15 protein-coding genes are annotated in these 17,404 nt (G+C 71.4%); 2 read left to right on the top strand and 13 right to left on the bottom strand.

Annotated elements, in window-relative coordinates; translation table 11 throughout:
- Positions 1-29: 29 nt before the first annotated feature.
- Genes aspS through ACFVGO_RS19930 form a run of 3 tightly spaced genes read right to left on the bottom strand, consistent with a single transcriptional unit; the run spans position 30 to position 3,798 of the window.
- Positions 30-1,820 (bottom strand): aspartate--tRNA ligase, encoded by a 1,791-nt coding sequence (gene aspS, locus ACFVGO_RS19940; RefSeq protein WP_359897463.1) that lies wholly within the window; start codon positions 1,818-1,820, stop codon positions 30-32.
- Complete coding sequence (gene hisS, locus ACFVGO_RS19935) at positions 1,817-3,079, bottom strand: histidine--tRNA ligase (protein ID WP_359897464.1); 1,263 nt, start codon at positions 3,077-3,079, stop codon at positions 1,817-1,819. Before hisS ends, aspS begins: the two co-directional genes overlap by 4 nt.
- 11 nt (positions 3,080-3,090) lie before the next feature.
- The gene (locus tag ACFVGO_RS19930; protein ID WP_380633125.1) at positions 3,091-3,798 is read right to left on the bottom strand and encodes an MBL fold metallo-hydrolase; all 708 of its coding nucleotides are present in this window, start codon (positions 3,796-3,798) and stop codon (positions 3,091-3,093) included.
- A 250-nt stretch (positions 3,799-4,048) separates the two neighbouring features.
- On the opposite strand from ACFVGO_RS19930, the gene ACFVGO_RS19925 reads away from it, so the two are divergent.
- Both ACFVGO_RS19925 and ACFVGO_RS19920 read left to right on the top strand, forming a co-directional pair.
- Complete coding sequence (locus ACFVGO_RS19925; RefSeq protein ID WP_380351199.1) at positions 4,049-4,894, top strand: peptidylprolyl isomerase; 846 nt, start codon at positions 4,049-4,051, stop codon at positions 4,892-4,894.
- A 265-nt stretch (positions 4,895-5,159) separates the two neighbouring features.
- A complete protein-coding gene (locus ACFVGO_RS19920) occupies positions 5,160-6,389 on the top strand; it encodes a DUF349 domain-containing protein (RefSeq protein ID WP_359897468.1) in 1,230 nt (409 codons plus the stop codon).
- A gap of 67 nt (positions 6,390-6,456) precedes the next feature.
- Here the strand turns inward: ACFVGO_RS19920 and ACFVGO_RS19915 are convergent, their stop codons facing one another.
- From ACFVGO_RS19915 to pdxT, 10 genes are all read right to left on the bottom strand, one after another.
- The gene (locus tag ACFVGO_RS19915; RefSeq protein WP_380351201.1) at positions 6,457-8,967 is read right to left on the bottom strand and encodes a RelA/SpoT family protein; all 2,511 of its coding nucleotides are present in this window, start codon (positions 8,965-8,967) and stop codon (positions 6,457-6,459) included.
- 96 nt (positions 8,968-9,063) lie between these two features.
- Entirely contained in the window at positions 9,064-9,615 is a 552-nt protein-coding gene (locus tag ACFVGO_RS19910) for an adenine phosphoribosyltransferase (RefSeq protein WP_359897469.1), read from the bottom strand.
- A gap of 47 nt (positions 9,616-9,662) precedes the next feature.
- Positions 9,663-10,751, bottom strand: a complete 1,089-nt coding sequence (gene secF / locus ACFVGO_RS19905; RefSeq protein WP_359897470.1) for a protein translocase subunit SecF — start codon at positions 10,749-10,751, stop codon at positions 9,663-9,665.
- A 4-nt stretch (positions 10,752-10,755) separates the two neighbouring features.
- The gene (secD, locus tag ACFVGO_RS19900; RefSeq protein WP_359897471.1) at positions 10,756-12,537 is read right to left on the bottom strand and encodes a protein translocase subunit SecD; all 1,782 of its coding nucleotides are present in this window, start codon (positions 12,535-12,537) and stop codon (positions 10,756-10,758) included.
- Positions 12,538-12,684: 147 nt separating this feature from the next.
- Positions 12,685-13,092, bottom strand: coding sequence for a preprotein translocase subunit YajC (gene yajC, locus ACFVGO_RS19895; RefSeq protein ID WP_359897472.1), 408 nt, complete (start codon positions 13,090-13,092; stop codon positions 12,685-12,687).
- A gap of 260 nt (positions 13,093-13,352) precedes the next feature.
- Positions 13,353-14,423, bottom strand: coding sequence for a Holliday junction branch migration DNA helicase RuvB (gene ruvB, locus ACFVGO_RS19890; RefSeq protein ID WP_380351210.1), 1,071 nt, complete (start codon positions 14,421-14,423; stop codon positions 13,353-13,355).
- A 54-nt stretch (positions 14,424-14,477) separates the two neighbouring features.
- Positions 14,478-15,089 carry a Holliday junction branch migration protein RuvA gene (gene ruvA / locus ACFVGO_RS19885; protein ID WP_359897474.1) on the bottom strand — a complete coding sequence of 204 codons (612 nt, stop codon included), beginning with the start codon at positions 15,087-15,089 and terminating at the stop codon, positions 14,478-14,480.
- A complete protein-coding gene (ruvC, locus tag ACFVGO_RS19880) occupies positions 15,086-15,637 on the bottom strand; it encodes a crossover junction endodeoxyribonuclease RuvC (protein WP_359897479.1) in 552 nt (183 codons plus the stop codon). The genes ruvA and ruvC overlap by 4 nt, the downstream gene beginning before the upstream one ends.
- 152 nt (positions 15,638-15,789) lie before the next feature.
- A complete protein-coding gene (locus tag ACFVGO_RS19875; protein ID WP_049651428.1) occupies positions 15,790-16,548 on the bottom strand; it encodes a YebC/PmpR family DNA-binding transcriptional regulator in 759 nt (252 codons plus the stop codon).
- Positions 16,549-16,646: 98 nt separating this feature from the next.
- A complete protein-coding gene (gene pdxT / locus ACFVGO_RS19870) occupies positions 16,647-17,270 on the bottom strand; it encodes a pyridoxal 5'-phosphate synthase glutaminase subunit PdxT (protein WP_359897475.1) in 624 nt (207 codons plus the stop codon).
- Positions 17,271-17,404: the final 134 nt, after the last annotated feature.

The raw sequence follows: 17,404 nt of genomic DNA, 5'->3' as shown, positions 1-17,404 counted from the left end.
GCCGTTGCAGGTTAGCGGATGACGCGACGTCAGGACTTGGGCTGAGCCTCGCCCTTGGCGTCCTCGCGGACCTTCGGCTGGGCGTCCACGCCGGCCTCGCGACGCTGCGCCGGGGTGATCGGGGTCGGGGCGCCGGTCAGCGGGTCGCCGCCGGTGGACGTCTTCGGGAAGGCGATGACGTCCCGGATGGTGTCGTACCCGCCCAGCAGCGTGACGATGCGGTCCAGGCCGAAGGCGACGCCACCGTGCGGCGGCGGGCCGTAGTTGAAGGCGTCCAGCAGGAAGCCGAACTGCGAGGCCGCCTCCTCCTCGGAGAGGCCGATCGCGTCGAACGCCCGCTTCTGCACGTCGCGCTGGTGGATACGGATCGAACCGCCGCCCAGCTCCGAGCCGTTGAGGACCAGGTCGTAGGCGTTGGAGAGCGCCGAGCCCGGGTCGGTGTCGAAGGTGTCCAGCGACTCCGCGGTCGGGGCGGTGAACGGGTGGTGCACCGCGTGCCAGCCCTGGAACTGTCCCTTGTCGTCCTCGATCGGCTCGAACATCGGGAAGTCGACGACCCAGAGGAAGGCCCACTGGGACTCGTCGATCAGCTCGCAGCGGCGGCCGATCTCCAGACGGGCGGCGCCGAGCAGCTCCTGCGAGGCGCGCTCCTTGCCGGCCGCGAAGAAGATCGCGTCGCCGTTCTTGGCGCCGGCGGCGGCGGCGAGGCCGGCCAGGTGCTCCTCGGAGAGGTTCTTGGCGACCGGGCCGCGCAGCTCGCCGGTCTCGGCGTCGATGAGCACGTAGGCGAGGCCGCGGGCGCCGCGCGCCTTGGCCCAGTCCTGCCAGGCGTCCAGCTGCTTGCGCGGCTGCGAGGCACCGCCGGGCATGACCACGGCGCCGACGTACGGGGCCTGGAAGACGCGGAAGTCGGTGCCCTTGAAGTACGCGGTCAGGTCGGTGAGCTCCTGGCCGAAGCGGACGTCCGGCTTGTCCGAGCCGTAGCGGCCCATGGCGTCCGCGTAGGTCATCCGCGGCAGCGGGTTGGGGATCTCGTAGCCGTGGACCTCGCGCCAGACGGAGCCGATGATCTTCTCGCCGAGGGCCAGGATGTCCTCCTGGTCGACGAACGAGGCCTCGATGTCCAGCTGGGTGAACTCCGGCTGCCGGTCGGCGCGGAAGTCCTCGTCGCGGAAGCAGCGGGCGATCTGGTAGTAGCGCTCCATGCCGGCCACCATCAGCAGCTGCTTGAACAGCTGGGGCGACTGCGGCAGGGCGTACCAGTGGCCGGGCTGGAGGCGGACCGGGACCAGGAAGTCGCGGGCGCCCTCGGGGGTGGAGCGGGTGAGGTACGGCGTCTCGATGTCGAGGTAGTCGTTCTCCTCCATCACCCGGCGGATGATGTTGTTGACCTTGGAGCGCAGGCGCAGGCCCTTGGCCGGGCCCTCGCGGCGCAGGTCGAGGTAGCGGTAGCGGAGGCGGACCTCCTCGTTGACCGTGCCCGGCTCGTACTCGGCGACCGGGAAGGGCAGCGGGGCGGCCTCGGAGAGCACCTCGATCGCGCTGACGACGACCTCGACCGCGCCGGTCGGGATGTCCGGGTTCTCATTGCCCTCGGGGCGGACCCGGACGTCGCCGACGACCTTGACGCAGTACTCGGCGCGCAGGCCGTGCACCGAGTCGAGGTCGCGGACCACGATCTGCACGGTGCCGGAGGCGTCGCGCAGATCGATGAAGGCGACGCCGCCGTGGTCGCGGCGGCGGGCGACCCAGCCGGCCAGGGTGACGGTGGTGCCTGCGTGCTCCGGGCGGAGCGTGCCCGCGTCGTGCGTGCGGATCACAGCTGCTTCTCCTTCAGGGTGGTGACGAGTGCGTCGAGGGCGACGGGGGCCTGTTCGCCGGTGCTCAGGTCCTTGAGCTGGACGACGCCCTCGGCGAGGTCCCGGTCCCCGGCGATCAGGGCGAAGCGGGCGCCGGACCGGTCGGCGGACTTCATGGCGTTCTTGATGCTCTTGACGCCGAAGGCGAGGTCGGTGGCGACGCCGGCCCGGCGCAGCTCGACCACCTTGGCGAACAGGATGTTCTTGGCCTCCTCGCCGAGCGCGACGGCGTAGACGGAGGTGGCGGCCGGCAGGTCGAGATCCACGCCCTCGGCCTCCAGGGCCAGGAAGGTGCGGTCCACGCCGAGGGCCCAGCCGACGGACGGCAGCGCGGGGCCGCCGATCATCTCGGACAGGCCGTCGTAGCGGCCGCCGCCGCCGATGGCGGACTGGGCGCCGAGGCCGTTGTGCACGAACTCGAAGGTGGTGCGGGTGTAGTAGTCCAGGCCGCGGACCAGCTTCGGGTCGTCGACGAAGGCGACGCCGTTGGCGGTGAGCAGCTCGCGGACCTTCTCGTCGTACGCCTTGCACTCCTCGCACAGGTAGTCGCGGAGCATCGGGGCGTCGGTGAGCTGGGCCTGAACCGACTCGCGCTTGTCGTCGAGGACGCGCAGCGGGTTGATCTCGGCGCGGCGGCGGGTCTCCTCGTCCAGGTCCAGGCCCGAGAGGAACTCGATCAGGGCGGCGCGGTAGACCGGGCGGCACTGCTTGTCGCCGAGGCTGTTGAGCAGCAGCGAGTAGTTGCCCAGGCCCAGCGAGCGGAAGGCGTCGTCGGCCAGGATGATCAGCTCGGCGTCCAGCGCCGGGTCCTCGGCGCCGATCGCCTCGGCACCGACCTGGGAGAACTGGCGGTAGCGGCCCTTCTGGGCGCGCTCGTAGCGGTAGTACGAGCCGGAGTACCAGAGCTTGACCGGCAGGTTGCCCTGCTTGTGCAGGTTGGCCTGGAGGGCGGCGCGCAGCACCGAGGCGGTGCCCTCCGGGCGCAGCGCCAGCTCGTCGCCGCCCTTGGTGGTGAGGGTGTACATCTCCTTGGAGACGATGTCGGTGGACTCGCCGACACCGCGGGAGAACAGCTTCACGTCCTCGAAGACCGGGGTCTCGACGTAGCCGTAGCCGGCCCGGCGGGCGGGTGCGGCGATGCGCTCGCGGATCGCCAGGAACGTCGCGGAGCTGGGGGGCAGCAGGTCGTAGGTGCCCTTGGGGGCGGTGAAGGTGCTCAACTTCTCTTCCGTCACATTCCTCGTCGCGGGAAAGCCGGGGCGCCGGCCGCCCCCGCTGCCTGTCGGAGGTAGGGGTTGGTGGCGCGCTCGCGGCCGATGGTGGTCTGACCGCCGTGGCCGGAGAGGACCACGGTGGAATCGTCGAGGGGCAGGCACACCCGGGCCAGCGAGTTCATGATCGCCGCGCTGTCCCCGCCCGGGAGGTCGGTACGCCCGATGGAGCCGGCGAACAGCAGGTCGCCCGAGAACAGCACCGGGGGGAGCTCCTCGGCACCGGGCGTCCGGAAGGTCACCGACCCCCCGGTATGGCCCGGGGCGTGGTCCACGGTGAGCTTCAGGCCGGCCAGCTCCAGCACGCTGCCGTCGGTGAGCTCGCGCACGTCGTCGGGCTCGCCGACGGTGAGCTCGCCCATCAGCTGGGTGCCCAGGGAGCGGCCGAGCGCCTTCTCCGGGTCGGACATCATGTACCGGTCCTCGGGGTGGATCCAGGCCGGGACGCCGCGGGCGCCGCAGACCGGGACCACCGAGGCCACGTGGTCGATGTGGCCGTGGGTGAGCAGCACGGCGACGGGCTTCAGCCGGTGCTCGCGGACCATCTCCTCGACGCCGCGGGCCGCCTGGTGGCCGGGATCGACGATGACGCACTCCTCGCCCGCCGCCGGGGCGACCAGGTAGCAGTTGGTGCCCCAGGCTCCAGCGGGGAATCCGGCGATGAACACGCGCGTCCTTCGGGTGTGCGGCGGTCGGCTGCGGCGGCTACCAGTGGTGATCGCTGCCAGTGGTGATGTAGGTGCAGCCTACCGGCGCCGCGGGTCCGGTTGCGAACCAGATAGGGGTGACGGGGCGCCGCGGCCCGGCAGGTTCACCGGGTTCTTACAGGCCCGGTCCCTACACTTGGCCGCCGAGGGATGCGATGATCCGCTCCGGAATCCATCCACTTTTCCCGCACATCCGTAGGAGACACGGCCGGTGGTCAGCAGCGAACAACGGCGGCGGCAGCTCGCCCGAGACAAGTACGAGCGCCAGTTGGAGCGCCGGGTCGCGGCCGCGGCCGCACGCAGGCGGCGCAACACGATCCTGGGCGCCTCGCTCGCCGTCGTGGTGCTGGCCGGCGGTGGCACCCTGATCGCCACCGGCGCGTTCAGCTCGGACGACAAGGGCGACAAGAAGGCCTCGGCGAACAGCGCCCAGGCGGCGCCGACCAGCACCGACGAGCCGTCCACCCCGACCCGCAAGCCGGTCGAGGGCTGCGCCGCCCCGGCGCCGGGCGCGCCCAACGGCAAGCAGTGGCAGGCCGAGCCGGCCATGACGGTCGACCCGGGCGGCTCGTACGCCATGACGCTGGACAGCAACTGCGGCAAGGTGACGATCGCGTTGGAGGCCGCGAAGGCCCCGCACACCGTGAACTCCTTCGCCTTCCTGGCCGGCGAGCAGTACTTCGACCACACCAAGTGCCACCGGCTCACCACCGACGGCATCTTCGTGCTCCAGTGCGGCGACCCGACCGCCAGCGCGACCGTCCCGGGCGGCACCGGCGGCCCCGGCTACAAGTTCGCGGACGAGAACCTGACCGGCGCGACCTACCCGGCCGGCACCGTGGCGATGGCCAACTCCGGCCCGGGCACCAACGGCAGCCAGTTCTTCCTGGTCTACAAGGACACCAAGCTGCCGCCGAACTACACCCCCTTCGGCAAGATCACCGGGGGCCTGGACGTGGTGCAGAAGATCGCCGCCGCGGGCACCCTGGAGGGCTCGCCGGACGGCCACCCGATGGCCGACGTCACCTTCAACTCCGTTACGGTGGCGAAGGGTTGACCTACTCCGGGGCCCTGCGGGGGCGGCCTGCGCGCCGTCCCCGCAGGGCCCCGGACCGAAATCGCCCGGCCCGGATGCGGACAGCACCGGTCCCGGTCGCCTATGTTGGCGTTGTATAGGGTGCCCGCACCCGCCTGGCCGTCACCCTCGGCAGCAAGGCACGGCGGACGGGGACGGCGGACTCTTTCGGTCCGTCGCACATCAACTGTGGACGACGGACGCGCGCCGCCCCGGCGCGGGCGCGACGTCATGTGGAGGACGCGCTATGAGCAGCGACCCGTGGGGCCGTGTGGACGAGCAGGGCACGGTCTACGTCAGGACGGCCGACGGTGAACGCGTCGTCGGTTCCTGGCAGGCCGGCTCGCCCGAGGAGGCCCTCGCCTACTTCGAGCGCAAGTACCAGGGCATCGAGGTGGAGATCGGCCTGCTGGAGAAGCGGGTGCGCACCACCGACCTGGCCGCCAAGGACGCCCAGACCGCGCTGGAGCACCTGCGCGCCCAGGTGGTCGAGGGACACGCGGTCGGCGACCTGGAGGGCCTGGCCAAGCGGCTGGACACGCTCGCCGGCGAGATCGAGAGCCGGCGCGAGGAGCGCAAGGCCGCTCGCGCCAAGGCCCAGGACGAGGCCCGTACGGCCAAGGAGGCCCTGGTCACCGAGGCCGAGCAGCTCGCCGAGTCGACCCAGTGGCGGGAGGCCGGGGACCGGCTGCGCGCCCTGGTGGACACCTGGAAGGGCCTGCCGCGGCTGGACCGCAAGAGCGACGACGAGCTGTGGCACCGCTTCTCGCACGCCCGCTCGGTCTTCTCCAAGCACCGCAAGGCGCACTTCGCCACCCTGGACGCCGAGCGCGAGAAGGCGCGGCAGACCAAGGAGGCGCTGGTCACCGAGGCCGAGGCGCTGTCCTCGTCCACGGAGTGGGGCAGCACCGCGGCCGCCTACCGCGACCTGATGGCGCGCTGGAAGTCCGCCGGCCGGGCCCAGCGGGACATCGAGGACGAGCTGTGGGCGCGGTTCCGCGGCGCCCAGGACGTCTTCTTCCAGGCCCGCTCCTCGGTGTTCAGCGAGCGGGACGCCGAGCAGGTGGAGAACCAGAAGCTCAAGGAGGCGCTCGCCGCCGAGGCCGAGGCGATCCTGCCGATCACCGACCTCAAGACCGCCAAGGCCGCGCTGCGCGAGGTCAACGAGCGCTGGGAGGCCATCGGCCACGTGCCGCGCGAGGTCCGTCCGAAGCTGGACGGCCGGCTGAACACGGTCGAGCGGGCCATCCGCGAGGCCGAGGACGCCGAGTGGAAGCGCTCCAACCCGGAGGCCAAGGCCCGCGCGGCCGGCATGGTGGGCCTGTTCCAGGCCAAGGCCGACAAGATCCAGGCCGACCTGGACAAGGCCCGCGCGGCCGGCAACGCGTCCAGGACCGCCAAGCTGGAGTCCGAGCTGGCCGGCGTGCAGACCCTGCTGGAGCAGGCGCACCGGAGCCAGGAGGAGTTCAGCGGCTGACCGCCCCGAGCGCTGAACGGCGAAGGCCCCCGGGAACGCTCCCGGGGGCCTTCCGCGTACCCGCGCGCTACTTTCGGGCGGAGGTGACGCGGTAGACGTCGTACACGCCCTCGACGCCGCGCACCGCCTTGAGCACGTGTCCCAGGTGCTTCGGGTCGCCCATCTCGAAGGTGAAGCGGCTCATCGCCACCCGGTCCCGGGAGGTCTGCACCGCCGCCGACAGGATGTTGACGTGCTGGTCGGAGAGCACCCGGGTGACGTCCGAGAGCAGCCGGGAGCGGTCCAGCGCCTCGACCTGGATGGCCACCAGGAAGACCGAGGACTGGGTGGCCGCCCACTCGACGTCGATCATGCGCTCCGGCTGCTGGCTCAGCGCCTCCACGTTGACGCAGTCGGCGCGGTGCACCGAGACGCCGTTGCCGCGGGTCACGAAGCCGACGATCGGGTCGCCGGGCACCGGGGTGCAGCAGCGGGAGAGCTTGACCCAGACGTCCTCGACGCCCTTGACGATCACGCCCGGGTCGCCCTTGGCCCGGCGGCGCACCGCGCGGCGGTTGTCGTGGGTCGGGGTGGCGGTCTCCGCCAGGTCCTCGGTCGCCCCCTCCTCGCCGCCGAGCGCCTGCACCAGCTTCTGCACGATGTTCGGCGCGGCGACGTGGCCCTCGCCGATCGCGGCGTAGAGCGAGGAGATGTCGGGGTAGCGCATCTCGTGGGCCAGGGTGACCAGCGAGTCGCCGGTCAGGATCCGCTGGATCGGCAGGCCCTGCTTGCGCATCGCCCGGACGATCGCCTCCTTGCCGTGCTCGATCGCCTCCTCGCGGCGCTCCTTGGAGAACCAGGCGCGGATCTTGTTGCGGGCGCGCGGGGACTTGACGAAGCCCAGCCAGTCCCGGGAGGGTCCGGCGTTCTCCGCCTTGGAGGTGAAGACCTCGACGGTGTCGCCGTTCTCCAGGGTCGACTCCAGCGGCACCAGCCGCCCGTTGACCCGGGCGCCTATCGTCCGGTAGCCGACCTCGGTGTGCACCGCGAAGGCGAAGTCGACCGGGGTGGCCCCGGCCGGCAGGGCTATCACGTCACCCTTGGGGGTGAAGACGAAGACCTCGTTGCTGGCCAGGTCGAAGCGGAGCGACTCCAGGAACTCGCCCGGGTCGGCGGTCTCCTTCTGCCAGTCCAGCAGCTGCCGCAGCCAGGCCATCTCGTTGACGGCGCCGGCCTTGTCCTCCTTGCGGACCTGGGTCGGGGTGTCGGTGCGGACCTTGGACGCCCCGGCCACCGCGCGCTGCTTGTACTTCCAGTGCGCGGCGATGCCGTACTCGGCCCGCCGGTGCATGTCGAAGGTGCGGATCTGCAGCTCGACCGGCTTGCCCCCGGGACCGATCACCGTGGTGTGCAGCGACTGGTACATGTTGAACTTGGGCATCGCGATGTAGTCCTTGAACCGCCCCGGCACCGGGTTCCACCGCGCGTGGATGGTGCCCAGCGCCGCGTAGCAGTCGCGGACGGTGTCGACCAGGACCCGGATGCCCACCAGGTCGTAGATCTCGGCGAAGTCCCGGCCCCGGACGATCATCTTCTGGTAGACCGAGTAGTAGTGCTTCGGCCGGCCGGTGACGGAGGCGGTGATCCGGGCGCCGCGCAGGTCCGCCTGGACCTGGTCGATGACGGTCGCCAGGTACTCGTCCCGCTTGGGGGCGCGCTCGGCGACCAGCCGGACGATCTCGTCGTACATCTTGGGGTAGAGGATCGCGAAGGCGAGGTCCTCCAGCTCCCACTTGATGGTGTTCATGCCCAGCCGGTGCGCCAGCGGGGCGTAGATCTCCAGCGTCTCGCGGGCCTTCTTCTCCTGCTTCTCCCGCTTGAGGTAGCGCATCGTGCGCATGTTGTGCAGGCGGTCGGCGAGCTTGATCACCAGGACCCGCGGGTCCTTGGCCATCGCCACGACCATCTTGCGGACGGTCTCGGCCTGCGCGGCCTCGCCGAACTTGACCCGGTCCAGCTTGGTGACGCCGTCCACCAGCAGGGCCACCGAGTCGCCGAAGTCCTTGCGCAGGGTCTCCAGGCCGTAGTCGGTGTCCTCGACGGTGTCGTGCAGCAGCCCGGCCATCAGGGTCGGGGCGTCCATGCCGAGCTCGGCCAGGATCGTCGCGACGGCCAGCGGGTGGGTGATGTACGGGTCGCCGCTCTTGCGCTTCTGTCCGCGGTGCCACTTCTCGGCCACCGCGTACGCCTTCTCGATGTCGCGCAGCAGCGCCGGGTCGGCCTTGGGGTCGTTCGCCCGGATCGAGCGGAACAACGGCTCCAGGACGGGGTTCAGCACGCTGGAGCGCTGGCCGCCGAGGCGGGCCAGGCGGGCGCGCATGCCGCCGGTGGAACCGCGGCCGGACGGGCCGAGCGAACGCGAGGAGGTCGGCGCCGGGCGTGCCGGGGTGGCCCCCGAGGGCGTGGGACGGTCTTCGGGGGCGGCCGCTGCGGCCGTGGGCACAACCTCGTCGGGCAAGGACAACTCCTCGGGGCACCGGGGCCGGCCCCTGCCGGGGCCCGGACGTTCGGGGACAACCGGGAGGGGATGAATCTTCATGGTACCGAGCCGGGCGCCGGGGTGTTCATCCGGCCGGGCCAGGAAACGGAAGGACGGCGGTCGGATGTTCCGACCGCCGTCCTCCTGACGTATCCGTCAGACCGTGACCAGCGTCTCCAGCGGAGCGCCGCCCAGGTGCCCGGCCAGCCGCTCGCGGCCGTCCAGGAAGCCCAGCTCCATCAGCACCACGACGCCCGCCAGCTCGGCCCCGGCCTCCTTCACCAGGTCCAGCGAGGCGCCGATGGTGCCACCGGTGGCCAGCACGTCGTCCACCACCAGCACCCGCTCACCGGGCGCGAAGGCGTCGCACTGCACCTCCAGCGTCGCCGAGCCGTACTCCAGCTCGTACGAGCGCCGGAACACCTCGCCGGGCAGCTTGCCCTGCTTGCGGATCGGCACGAAGCCGAGCCCGGCCGCGAAGGCCGCCGGGGCCGCCAGCACGAAGCCGCGCGCCTCCAGGCCCACCACCTTGGTCGCACCGAGCTCCGCGGCCCGGTCCGCCAGCGCCCGGGTGAGGGCGCCGAAGGCCTCGGCGTCGGCGAGCAGCGGCGCGATGTCCTTGAACAGCACACCCGGCTTCGGGTAGTCCGGGACGTCCCGGATCCGGCTGTTCAGCAGCTCGGCCAGTGCGGTGTCGGCGGTGGTCACGGTGGTGTCCTTCACGGTCTGGTGGGGCCCCGGGGTCGTGGTCGGGGTCAGCGCTTGGTGGACGGACGGCCCTTGGCACGGGAGGTGCCGGCCGAGCGGCCACGCTGTCCGACCATACCCGCAGGCTGCTCCTCGCCCGTCGGCTCCTCGTCCGCGGCCTCGGCCTTGGCGGCCGCGGCGGCGCGGTGCTGGAGGACCCGCTTGCGCAGCGCCTTCATATCCGGCTGCTCCTCCTTGAGCTGCGCCAGCAGCGGGGTGGCGACGCAGATCGAGGAGTAGGCACCGGCCGCGAGGCCGATGAACAGCGCGAGCGAGATGTCGTTCAGGGTGCCGGCGCCCAGGAGGCCGCCACCGATGAACAGCAGTGCGGCGACCGGAAGCAGTGCCACCACGGTGGTGTTGAGCGAGCGCACCAGGGTCTGGTTGAGGCCCGCGTTCGCGGCCTCGCTGTAGGTGAGCTTGTTCTGCTTGGTGAGCCCCTTGGTGTTCTCCTTCACGGTGTCGAAGACGACGACCGTGTCGTAGAGCGAGTACCCGAGGATGGTCAGGAAGCCGATCACCGTACCCGGGGTGACCTCGAAGCCCACCAGGGCGTACACGCCGATGGTGATCAGGAGGTCGTGGATGAGGGCGACCAGGGCGGACACCGCCATCCGCCACTCGAAGGCGATCGCCAGGTAGACCGTCACCAGGACCATGAAGACGATCAGACCGGTGAGTGCCTTCTGGGAGATCTGCTTGCCCCAGCTGGGGCCGATCACCTGGGCCTCGACGGTGTCCAGCGGCACGTCGAGCTTCTGCGAGAGCTCGGCGCGGATCTGGTCGGAGCTCTTCGGCTCCTCGGTGCTGACCTGGATGCGGATCTTGCCGTTGTCGGTCGACTGCACCAGCGGGTGCGAGGAGACGACCCCGTCCGCGGTTTCCTGTGCCTGGGAGACCGTCAGGCCGGGCTTGGCCACGGTGTAGACCGAGCCGCCCTTGAACTCGATGCCCAGGTGCAGGCCCATGGCCAGGCCGATCGCCGCGACCAGCACGATCACGCCGGAGATGGAGTACCAGAGCTTGCGGCGTCCGACGAAGTCGAAGCTGACTTCACCCTGGTAGAGCCGGTGGCCCAGGTTGGAGAAGCGTGACACGGTGTCAGGCCTCCTTCACGGCGGCAGAGGAGGGGTTACGGCGACGGCTGCTGCGCAGCGGCGGGCGGGCGCCCAGCCGCTTCGGGTCCAGGCCGGACCACGGGTGGCCGTTCAGGAAGAACTTGCGGCGGGCCAGCAGCGTGATCAGCGGCTTGGTGAAGAGGAAGATCACCACGACGTCGAGCGCCGTGGTCAGACCCAGGGTGAACGCGAAGCCCTGGACCTTGCCGACCGAGACCACGTAGAGCACGGCGGCACAGAGGAAGGACACGAAGTCCGAGACCAGGATGGTGCGCCGGGCGCGCGGCCAGGCCCGCTGGACCGCCGGGCGCAGCGGGGCGCCCTCGCGGACCTCGTCGCGGATGCGCTCGAAGTACACGATGAAGGAGTCCGCCGTGATGCCGATCGCGACGATCGCACCGCAGACCGCCGGCAGGTTCAGCGCGAAGCCGATCGCGTTGCCGAGCAGGCTCATGATCGAGTAGGTCAGGGCCGCCGAGACGAGCAGACCGGCGATCGAGACCAGGCCGAGGCCGCGGTAGTAGACCAGCGAGTAGGCGACCACCAGCAGCATGCCGATCGCGCCGGCCACCAGGCCGGCCTTGAGCTGGTCGCTGCCGAGCGCCGGGGAGACGGTGGTGATGTCGCTCTTGACGAACTCCAGCGGCAGGGCGCCGTAGCCGAGCACGTTGGACAGGTCCTGCGCCTCGGTCTGGGTGAAGCGGCCGGTGATCACGGCGCTGCCGCCGGGAATCGCGTTCTTGACCTCGGGGTGCGAGACGACCTGGTTGTCCAGCACGATCGCGAACTGGTTGTTCGGCGGGGCCTGGGTGGCGAGCTGGCCGGTGATCTTGGTGAAGTCGTCGGTGCCGGTGCCGTTGAACTGCAGCTGGACCTGCCAGCCGGCGCCCGACTGGGTGTCGAGGCTCGGCTGGGCCTTGGAGACGTCCGAGCCCTTCACGGCGACGGGGCCGAGGGCGAGCTTCTCGTAGTAGCCGTTCTCGGGCTTCTGCGAGCAGGCGACGACGGCCTTGTCATCGGCGCCGGTCTGGGCGGTGCGGACCTCGGGCTTGGAGCAGTCCAGGGCGGCGAACGCGGCCGTCAGCTCCGGCGGCACGGTGCCCTGGGTCATCGCGGCGGTGAGGTCGGCGGCGCTCGGCGGGGTGGCCGCGGCACTCGGGGCGCCGGTGGCGGCGGCGGAGGGCGCGGTGCTCGCGCCGGTGGCGGCGGCGGTCGGGCTGGCGCCCTCGGCGGCCAGGGCCTCGCTCGCGGGGCGGCCCTGCTTGGTGGCGCTCGCGGACGGGCTGCCGGTCGCGCTGGCGGACGGGGTCGCCCCCGGGGTGCCGGTGGCGCCCGCGGACGGGGTGCCGGTCGGCACCGGAGCGGTGACGCCGCTGGGCGCCACGGCCAGGACCGGACGGAAGAACAGCTTGGCGGTGGTGCCCACCTGGTCCGCCGCGTTCTGCTGGTTGCCGCCCTTGGGGATGTTCACGATGATCGTGTTGTCGCCCTGGGTCTGGACCTCCGCCTCGGAGACACCCATGCCGTTGACGCGGCGCTCGATGATCCCGGTGGCGATGTCCATGTTGGACTTGCTGATCGCCTTGGGATCGGTCGACTTCGCGGTCAGCGTGATGCTGGTGCCACCGGCGAGATCGATCCCGAGCCTGGGCTTGGTGGTGCCCGTCCCGAACATGAGGGCGACCAGTCCGACGGTGACGACCAGGATGAGGGCCAGCGCCCGCCCTGGGTAGCCGTCGCGCGGGCGCGACTTGGGTGTTGCCACCTTGCTCGTTTCTCCCTGTCCATGCCACTTCCCCGACCGGACCCCCGTCCGGCTCGTGGCGGGACAGGGGTCCGGCGATTCTGCGGCCCTGAGGTCCTGTGGGCTCGCGGCACTGTGCCGCGCGGCCGGGCGGGTTGCCCGTCCGTACTACTTGCTCGCGGGAGCCCCGCCCTCGACGTCACCCTTCTCGGCACTGTCCTTGCTGAGCGACAGCGGCTTGTCCTCGACCGGCTCGGCGTCGGCGTCCTCGGCCTCCGGCTCGGGCAGCTCGTCATCGGCGGGGCGGCCGTTGATGATCGCGTCGTACTCCTGGGGGTCCAGGACGGCCGCGATGGCGCTCTTGGTGAAGTGGGTGACCACGCCGGGCGCGATCTCCAGTTCGACGGTCTCGTCGTTGACCGCCTTCACCTGGGCGTAAAGACCGCCGATGGTGCGCACACCGGCCCCCGGCTCCAGCGCGGTCTGCATCTGCTGCATCTGCGACTGGCGCTTCTTCTGCGACCGGAACATGAGCACGATCGCGATGATCGGGAGGAGAAGGATGATGAGGTTCACTGCAGCCAGGGTCCTTTACGGGCCGCCGGCCGGCGGCCTGTGTGGTATTGGTCGGCCCGTCAGGTGAGAGGGGCGGTCCGGCGGAGTCTAGGCGACCCCGAATCGATCGGACAACGCCAAGCATCGCATCCTGCCACCGAAAGTGGCGAGCCTCCGCCTGCACAGTTTCCCCGGACCTCACTCCCGGCTCCTCCGTGTGCCACCACGGAAGCACCGGGTGGGAACCGACCGGACCGACTCACCCGTTCAGCCGATGGCGGTCAACTTTCATCGGCGGGGAACAGCTCCGGTTGCGCCGGAACACGTCCGCGAATGGTCTGGACCGGCGGGGTCAGACCGAGGTGCTGCCAGGCCGCGGCGGTGGCGATCCGGCCGCGCGGGGTGCGGGCGAGCAGGCCCTCGCGGACCAGGAACGGCTCGGCGACCTCCTCGACCGTCTCGGACTCCTCCCCCACGGCGACCGCCAGTGTCGACAAGCCGACCGGACCGCCGCCGAACAGCCGCAGCAGCGCGTCCAGCACCGCGCGGTCCAGCCGGTCCAGGCCGCGGGCGTCCACCTCGTAGACGTCCAGCGCCTGGGCGGCGATCTCGACGGTGACCTGCCCGTCGTGCCGGACCTGGGCGTAGTCGCGGACCCGGCGCAGCAGCCGGTTGGCGATGCGCGGGGTGCCGCGCGAGCGCCCGGCGATCTCGGCCGCGCCGGCCGGGTCTATCTCCACGTCCAGCAGCGCGGCCGAGCGGTGCACCACCCGCTGGAGCTCGGCCGGGGCGTAGAACTCCATGTGCCCGGTGAAGCCGAAGCGGTCGCGCAGCGGCGGCGGCAGCAGGCCGGCCCGGGTGGTGGCGCCGACCAGGGTGAACGGCGGCAGCTCCAGCGGGATGGCGGTGGCGCCCGGACCCTTGCCGACGATCACGTCGACCCGGAAGTCCTCCATCGCCATGTAGAGCATCTCCTCGGCCGGCCGGGACATCCGGTGGATCTCGTCGAGGAAGAGCACCTCGCCCTCGGTGAGCGAGGAGAGGATCGCCGCGAGGTCCCCGGCGTGCTGGATGGCCGGGCCGGAGGTGATCCGGATCGGCGCGCCCAGCTCGGCGGCGATGATCATGGACAGGGTGGTCTTGCCGAGCCCGGGCGGCCCGCTCAGCAGCACGTGGTCGGGCGCGCTGCCGCGCTTGCGGGCGGCCTGGAGCACCAGCGACAGCTGCTCGCGCACCCGCTCCTGGCCGATGAACTCGTCCAGCAGCTTGGGGCGCAGCGCCGCCTCCACCGCCTGGTCCTCACCGTCGGCGGCGGCCGTGACCAGCCGGTCGGCGGGTTCCGGGTCGTACATCGTCGCGGGCTCCAGAGTCTCCAGTATCGACAAATGGACAGATCGTCAGGTGGGTCAGCGGGCCCGGTTGAGGCCGCGCAGGGCGAGCCGGAGCAGGGCGCCGACGTCCGGCGTCGCCTGCGCCTCGGCCTCCGGGGTGACGGCCGCGACCGCCTCGTCCGCCTCGCGCGGGGCGTACCCCAGGCCGGTCAGCGCGGAGTGCAGCTGATCGCTCCACGGCGCCGGGCCGGTGGCGATCGGCTTCTGCGCCGGGACCGCGCCGTGCGGGGCGCCGAGCTTGTCCTTGTACTCCAGCAGCAGCTTGGCCGCCTTGGCCTTGCCGATGCCCGGCACCGCGACCAGCGCCTTCTCGTCGCCGCCCGCGACCGCGGCGCGCAGCGCGTCGGGGCTGTGCACCCCGAGGATCGCCTGCGCCAGCTTGGGGCCGACGCCGGGCGCGGCCTGGAGGATCTCGAACACGCCGCGCTCGTCGTCGTCCGCGAAGCCGAACAGGGTCAGCGAGTCCTCCCGGACCACCAGCGAGGTGGCCAGCCGGGCCGGCTCGCCCAGCCGCAGCCCGGCCAGCGTGTTCGGGGTGCACTGCACGGCCATGCCCACCCCGCCGACCTCGACCACCGCGGTCCCGGAGGAGATGGCCGCCACGGGCCCTTGCACGAAGGCGATCATCGGACGGTGCCTTTCGGAGGAGTGGAGCGGGGGGTGGCCCGGGCGGCCCGGACGGCGGCCTCCAGCCGGTTGGTCGCCCCGCCGCGCCAGATGTGGCAGATGGCCAGCGCCAGCGCGTCGGCGGCGTCGGCCGGCTTGGGCGGCGCGTCCAGCCGCAGCAGGCGCTGCACCATGGCCGTGACCTGCGCCTTGTCGGCCCGGCCGGAGCCGGTGACGGCGGCCTTGACCTCGCTGGGGGTGTGCAGGGTGACGGGGATGCCGCGCCGGGTGGCGCAGAGCATCGCGACGGCGCTGGCCTGGGCGGTGCCCATCACGGTGCGGACGTTGTGCTGGGCGAAGACCCGCTCGACGGCGACCAGGTCGGGCCGGTGCTCGTCCAGCCAGGCCTCGATGCCCTGCTCGACCTGGAGCAGCCGCTCCCCGATCTCGGCCTCGGCGGGGGTGCGCACCACCCCGACCCCGGCCATCCGCAGCGGCCGGCCCGGCGCACCCTCGACCACGCCGACCCCGCACCTGGTCAGCCCCGGGTCCACGCCCAGTACCCGCACCACTCGCCCGTCTCCCTGTCACTCGCCACGAAGGACCTCCGCAGGCTACCGCCCGGGTCCGACAACCCCACCGACGACACCGGCCCGGTGGTCCAGGGACCACCGGGCCGGGCAGTGAGAACGGTCACTCACCGACGATCACTGGGCAGTGATCACTCGGCGTCGAGCTGCGCGCCGACCTCGTCGGAGATGTCGAAGTTGGCGAAGACGTTCTGCACGTCGTCGCTGTCCTCCAGGGCGTCGATCAGCTTGAGGATCTTGCGGGCGCCGTCGACGTCCAGCTCGACCTGCATGCTGGGGAGGAAGTTGGCCTCGGCCGAGTCGTAGTCGACGCCGGCGTCGACCAGCGCGGTGCGCACGGCGACCATCTTCGAGGCCTCGGAGACGATCTCGAACGAGTCGCCGAGGTCGTTGATCTCCTCCGGCTCCTGGTCGAGGACGACCTCGAACAGCTTGTCCTCGTCCACGCCGTCGGCCTTGGGGACGATGACGACACCCTTGCGGGTGAACAGGTACGACACCGAGCCCGGGTCGGCCATCGAGCCGCCGTTGCGGGTCATCGCGACGCGCACGTCGGAGGCCGCGCGGTTGCGGTTGTCGGTGAGGCACTCGATCAGGACCGCGACGCCGTTCGGGCCGTAGCCCTCGTACATGATGGTCTGGTAGTCGGCGCCGCCGGCCTCCAGACCGCCACCGCGCTTGACGGCGCGGTTGATGTTGTCGATCGGGACCGAGCTCTTCTTGGCCTTCTGGATGGCGTCGTAGAGGGTCGGGTTGCCCGCCGGGTCGGGACCGCCCGTGCGCGCCGCCACCTCGATGTTCTTGATCATCTTGGCGAAGAGCTTGCCGCGCTTGGCGTCGATCACGGCCTTCTTGTGCTTGGTGGTAGCCCACTTAGAGTGGCCGGACATCGCCAGCTCCTTTACGTCGCCAAAGGGAAATGAACAGATGAGATCTTACCGGTGTCGTCACCGGTGAAGCGCACACGGTCAGCGCGTGGTCGACGCCGTCAGCGCGCGTCCCCGGCGAGGTGCTCCTCGACCATCCGCACGAAGTACGCGTGCACCCGGTGGTCGCCGGTCAGCTCCGGGTGGAAGGAGGTGGCGAGCAGGTTGCCCTGGCGCACTGCCACGATCCGGCTCTCCGGGCCGTCCGCGGCGGGCAGCTCGGCCAGCACCTCGACGCCCGCGCCGACCGACTCGACCCAGGGGGCACGGATGAAGACGCCATGCACCGGCGCGTCGGCCAGGCCCGTGAAGTCGATCCCGGACTCGAAGGACTCGTTCTGGCGCCCGAAGGCGTTGCGGCGCACCGTCATGTCGATGCCGCCGACGGTCTCCTGGTCCTCGCGGCCGTCCAGGATCTTGTCCGCCAGCATGATCATGCCCGCGCAGGTGCCGTAGACCGGCATCCCGGCGGCGACCCGCTCGCGCAGCGGGTCCATCACGCCGAACAGCAGCGCCAGCTTGGACATGGTGGTGGACTCCCCGCCGGGGATCACCAGCGCGTCGACCTCGGCCAGCTCCTCGGCGCGGCGCACCGGACGGGCGAGCGCGTCGGCCTCGGCCAGCGCCACCAGGTGCTCGCGGACGTCGCCCTGGAGGGCGAGGACGCCGATGACAGGAGTGCTCACGGTCTTCAACCTCTATCGATCGTTACGACGGACTACGTGGCGCGGAGAGCGGGGGGGAGGAAAAGGAGGGGGGGAGAGGGGCCCGAAAGAACCGGAAAAACCCACACACCCGCCGGCGGCGCTAGCCTTGCGCC

Source organism: Kitasatospora sp. NPDC057738, assembly GCF_042798815.1.
GTDB classification, from domain to species: Bacteria; Actinomycetota; Actinomycetes; order Streptomycetales; family Streptomycetaceae; genus Kitasatospora; species Kitasatospora lactacystinica.
The sequence above is the reverse complement of the archived record's forward strand: the minus strand, read 5'-3'. Positions and strand labels throughout refer to the sequence as shown.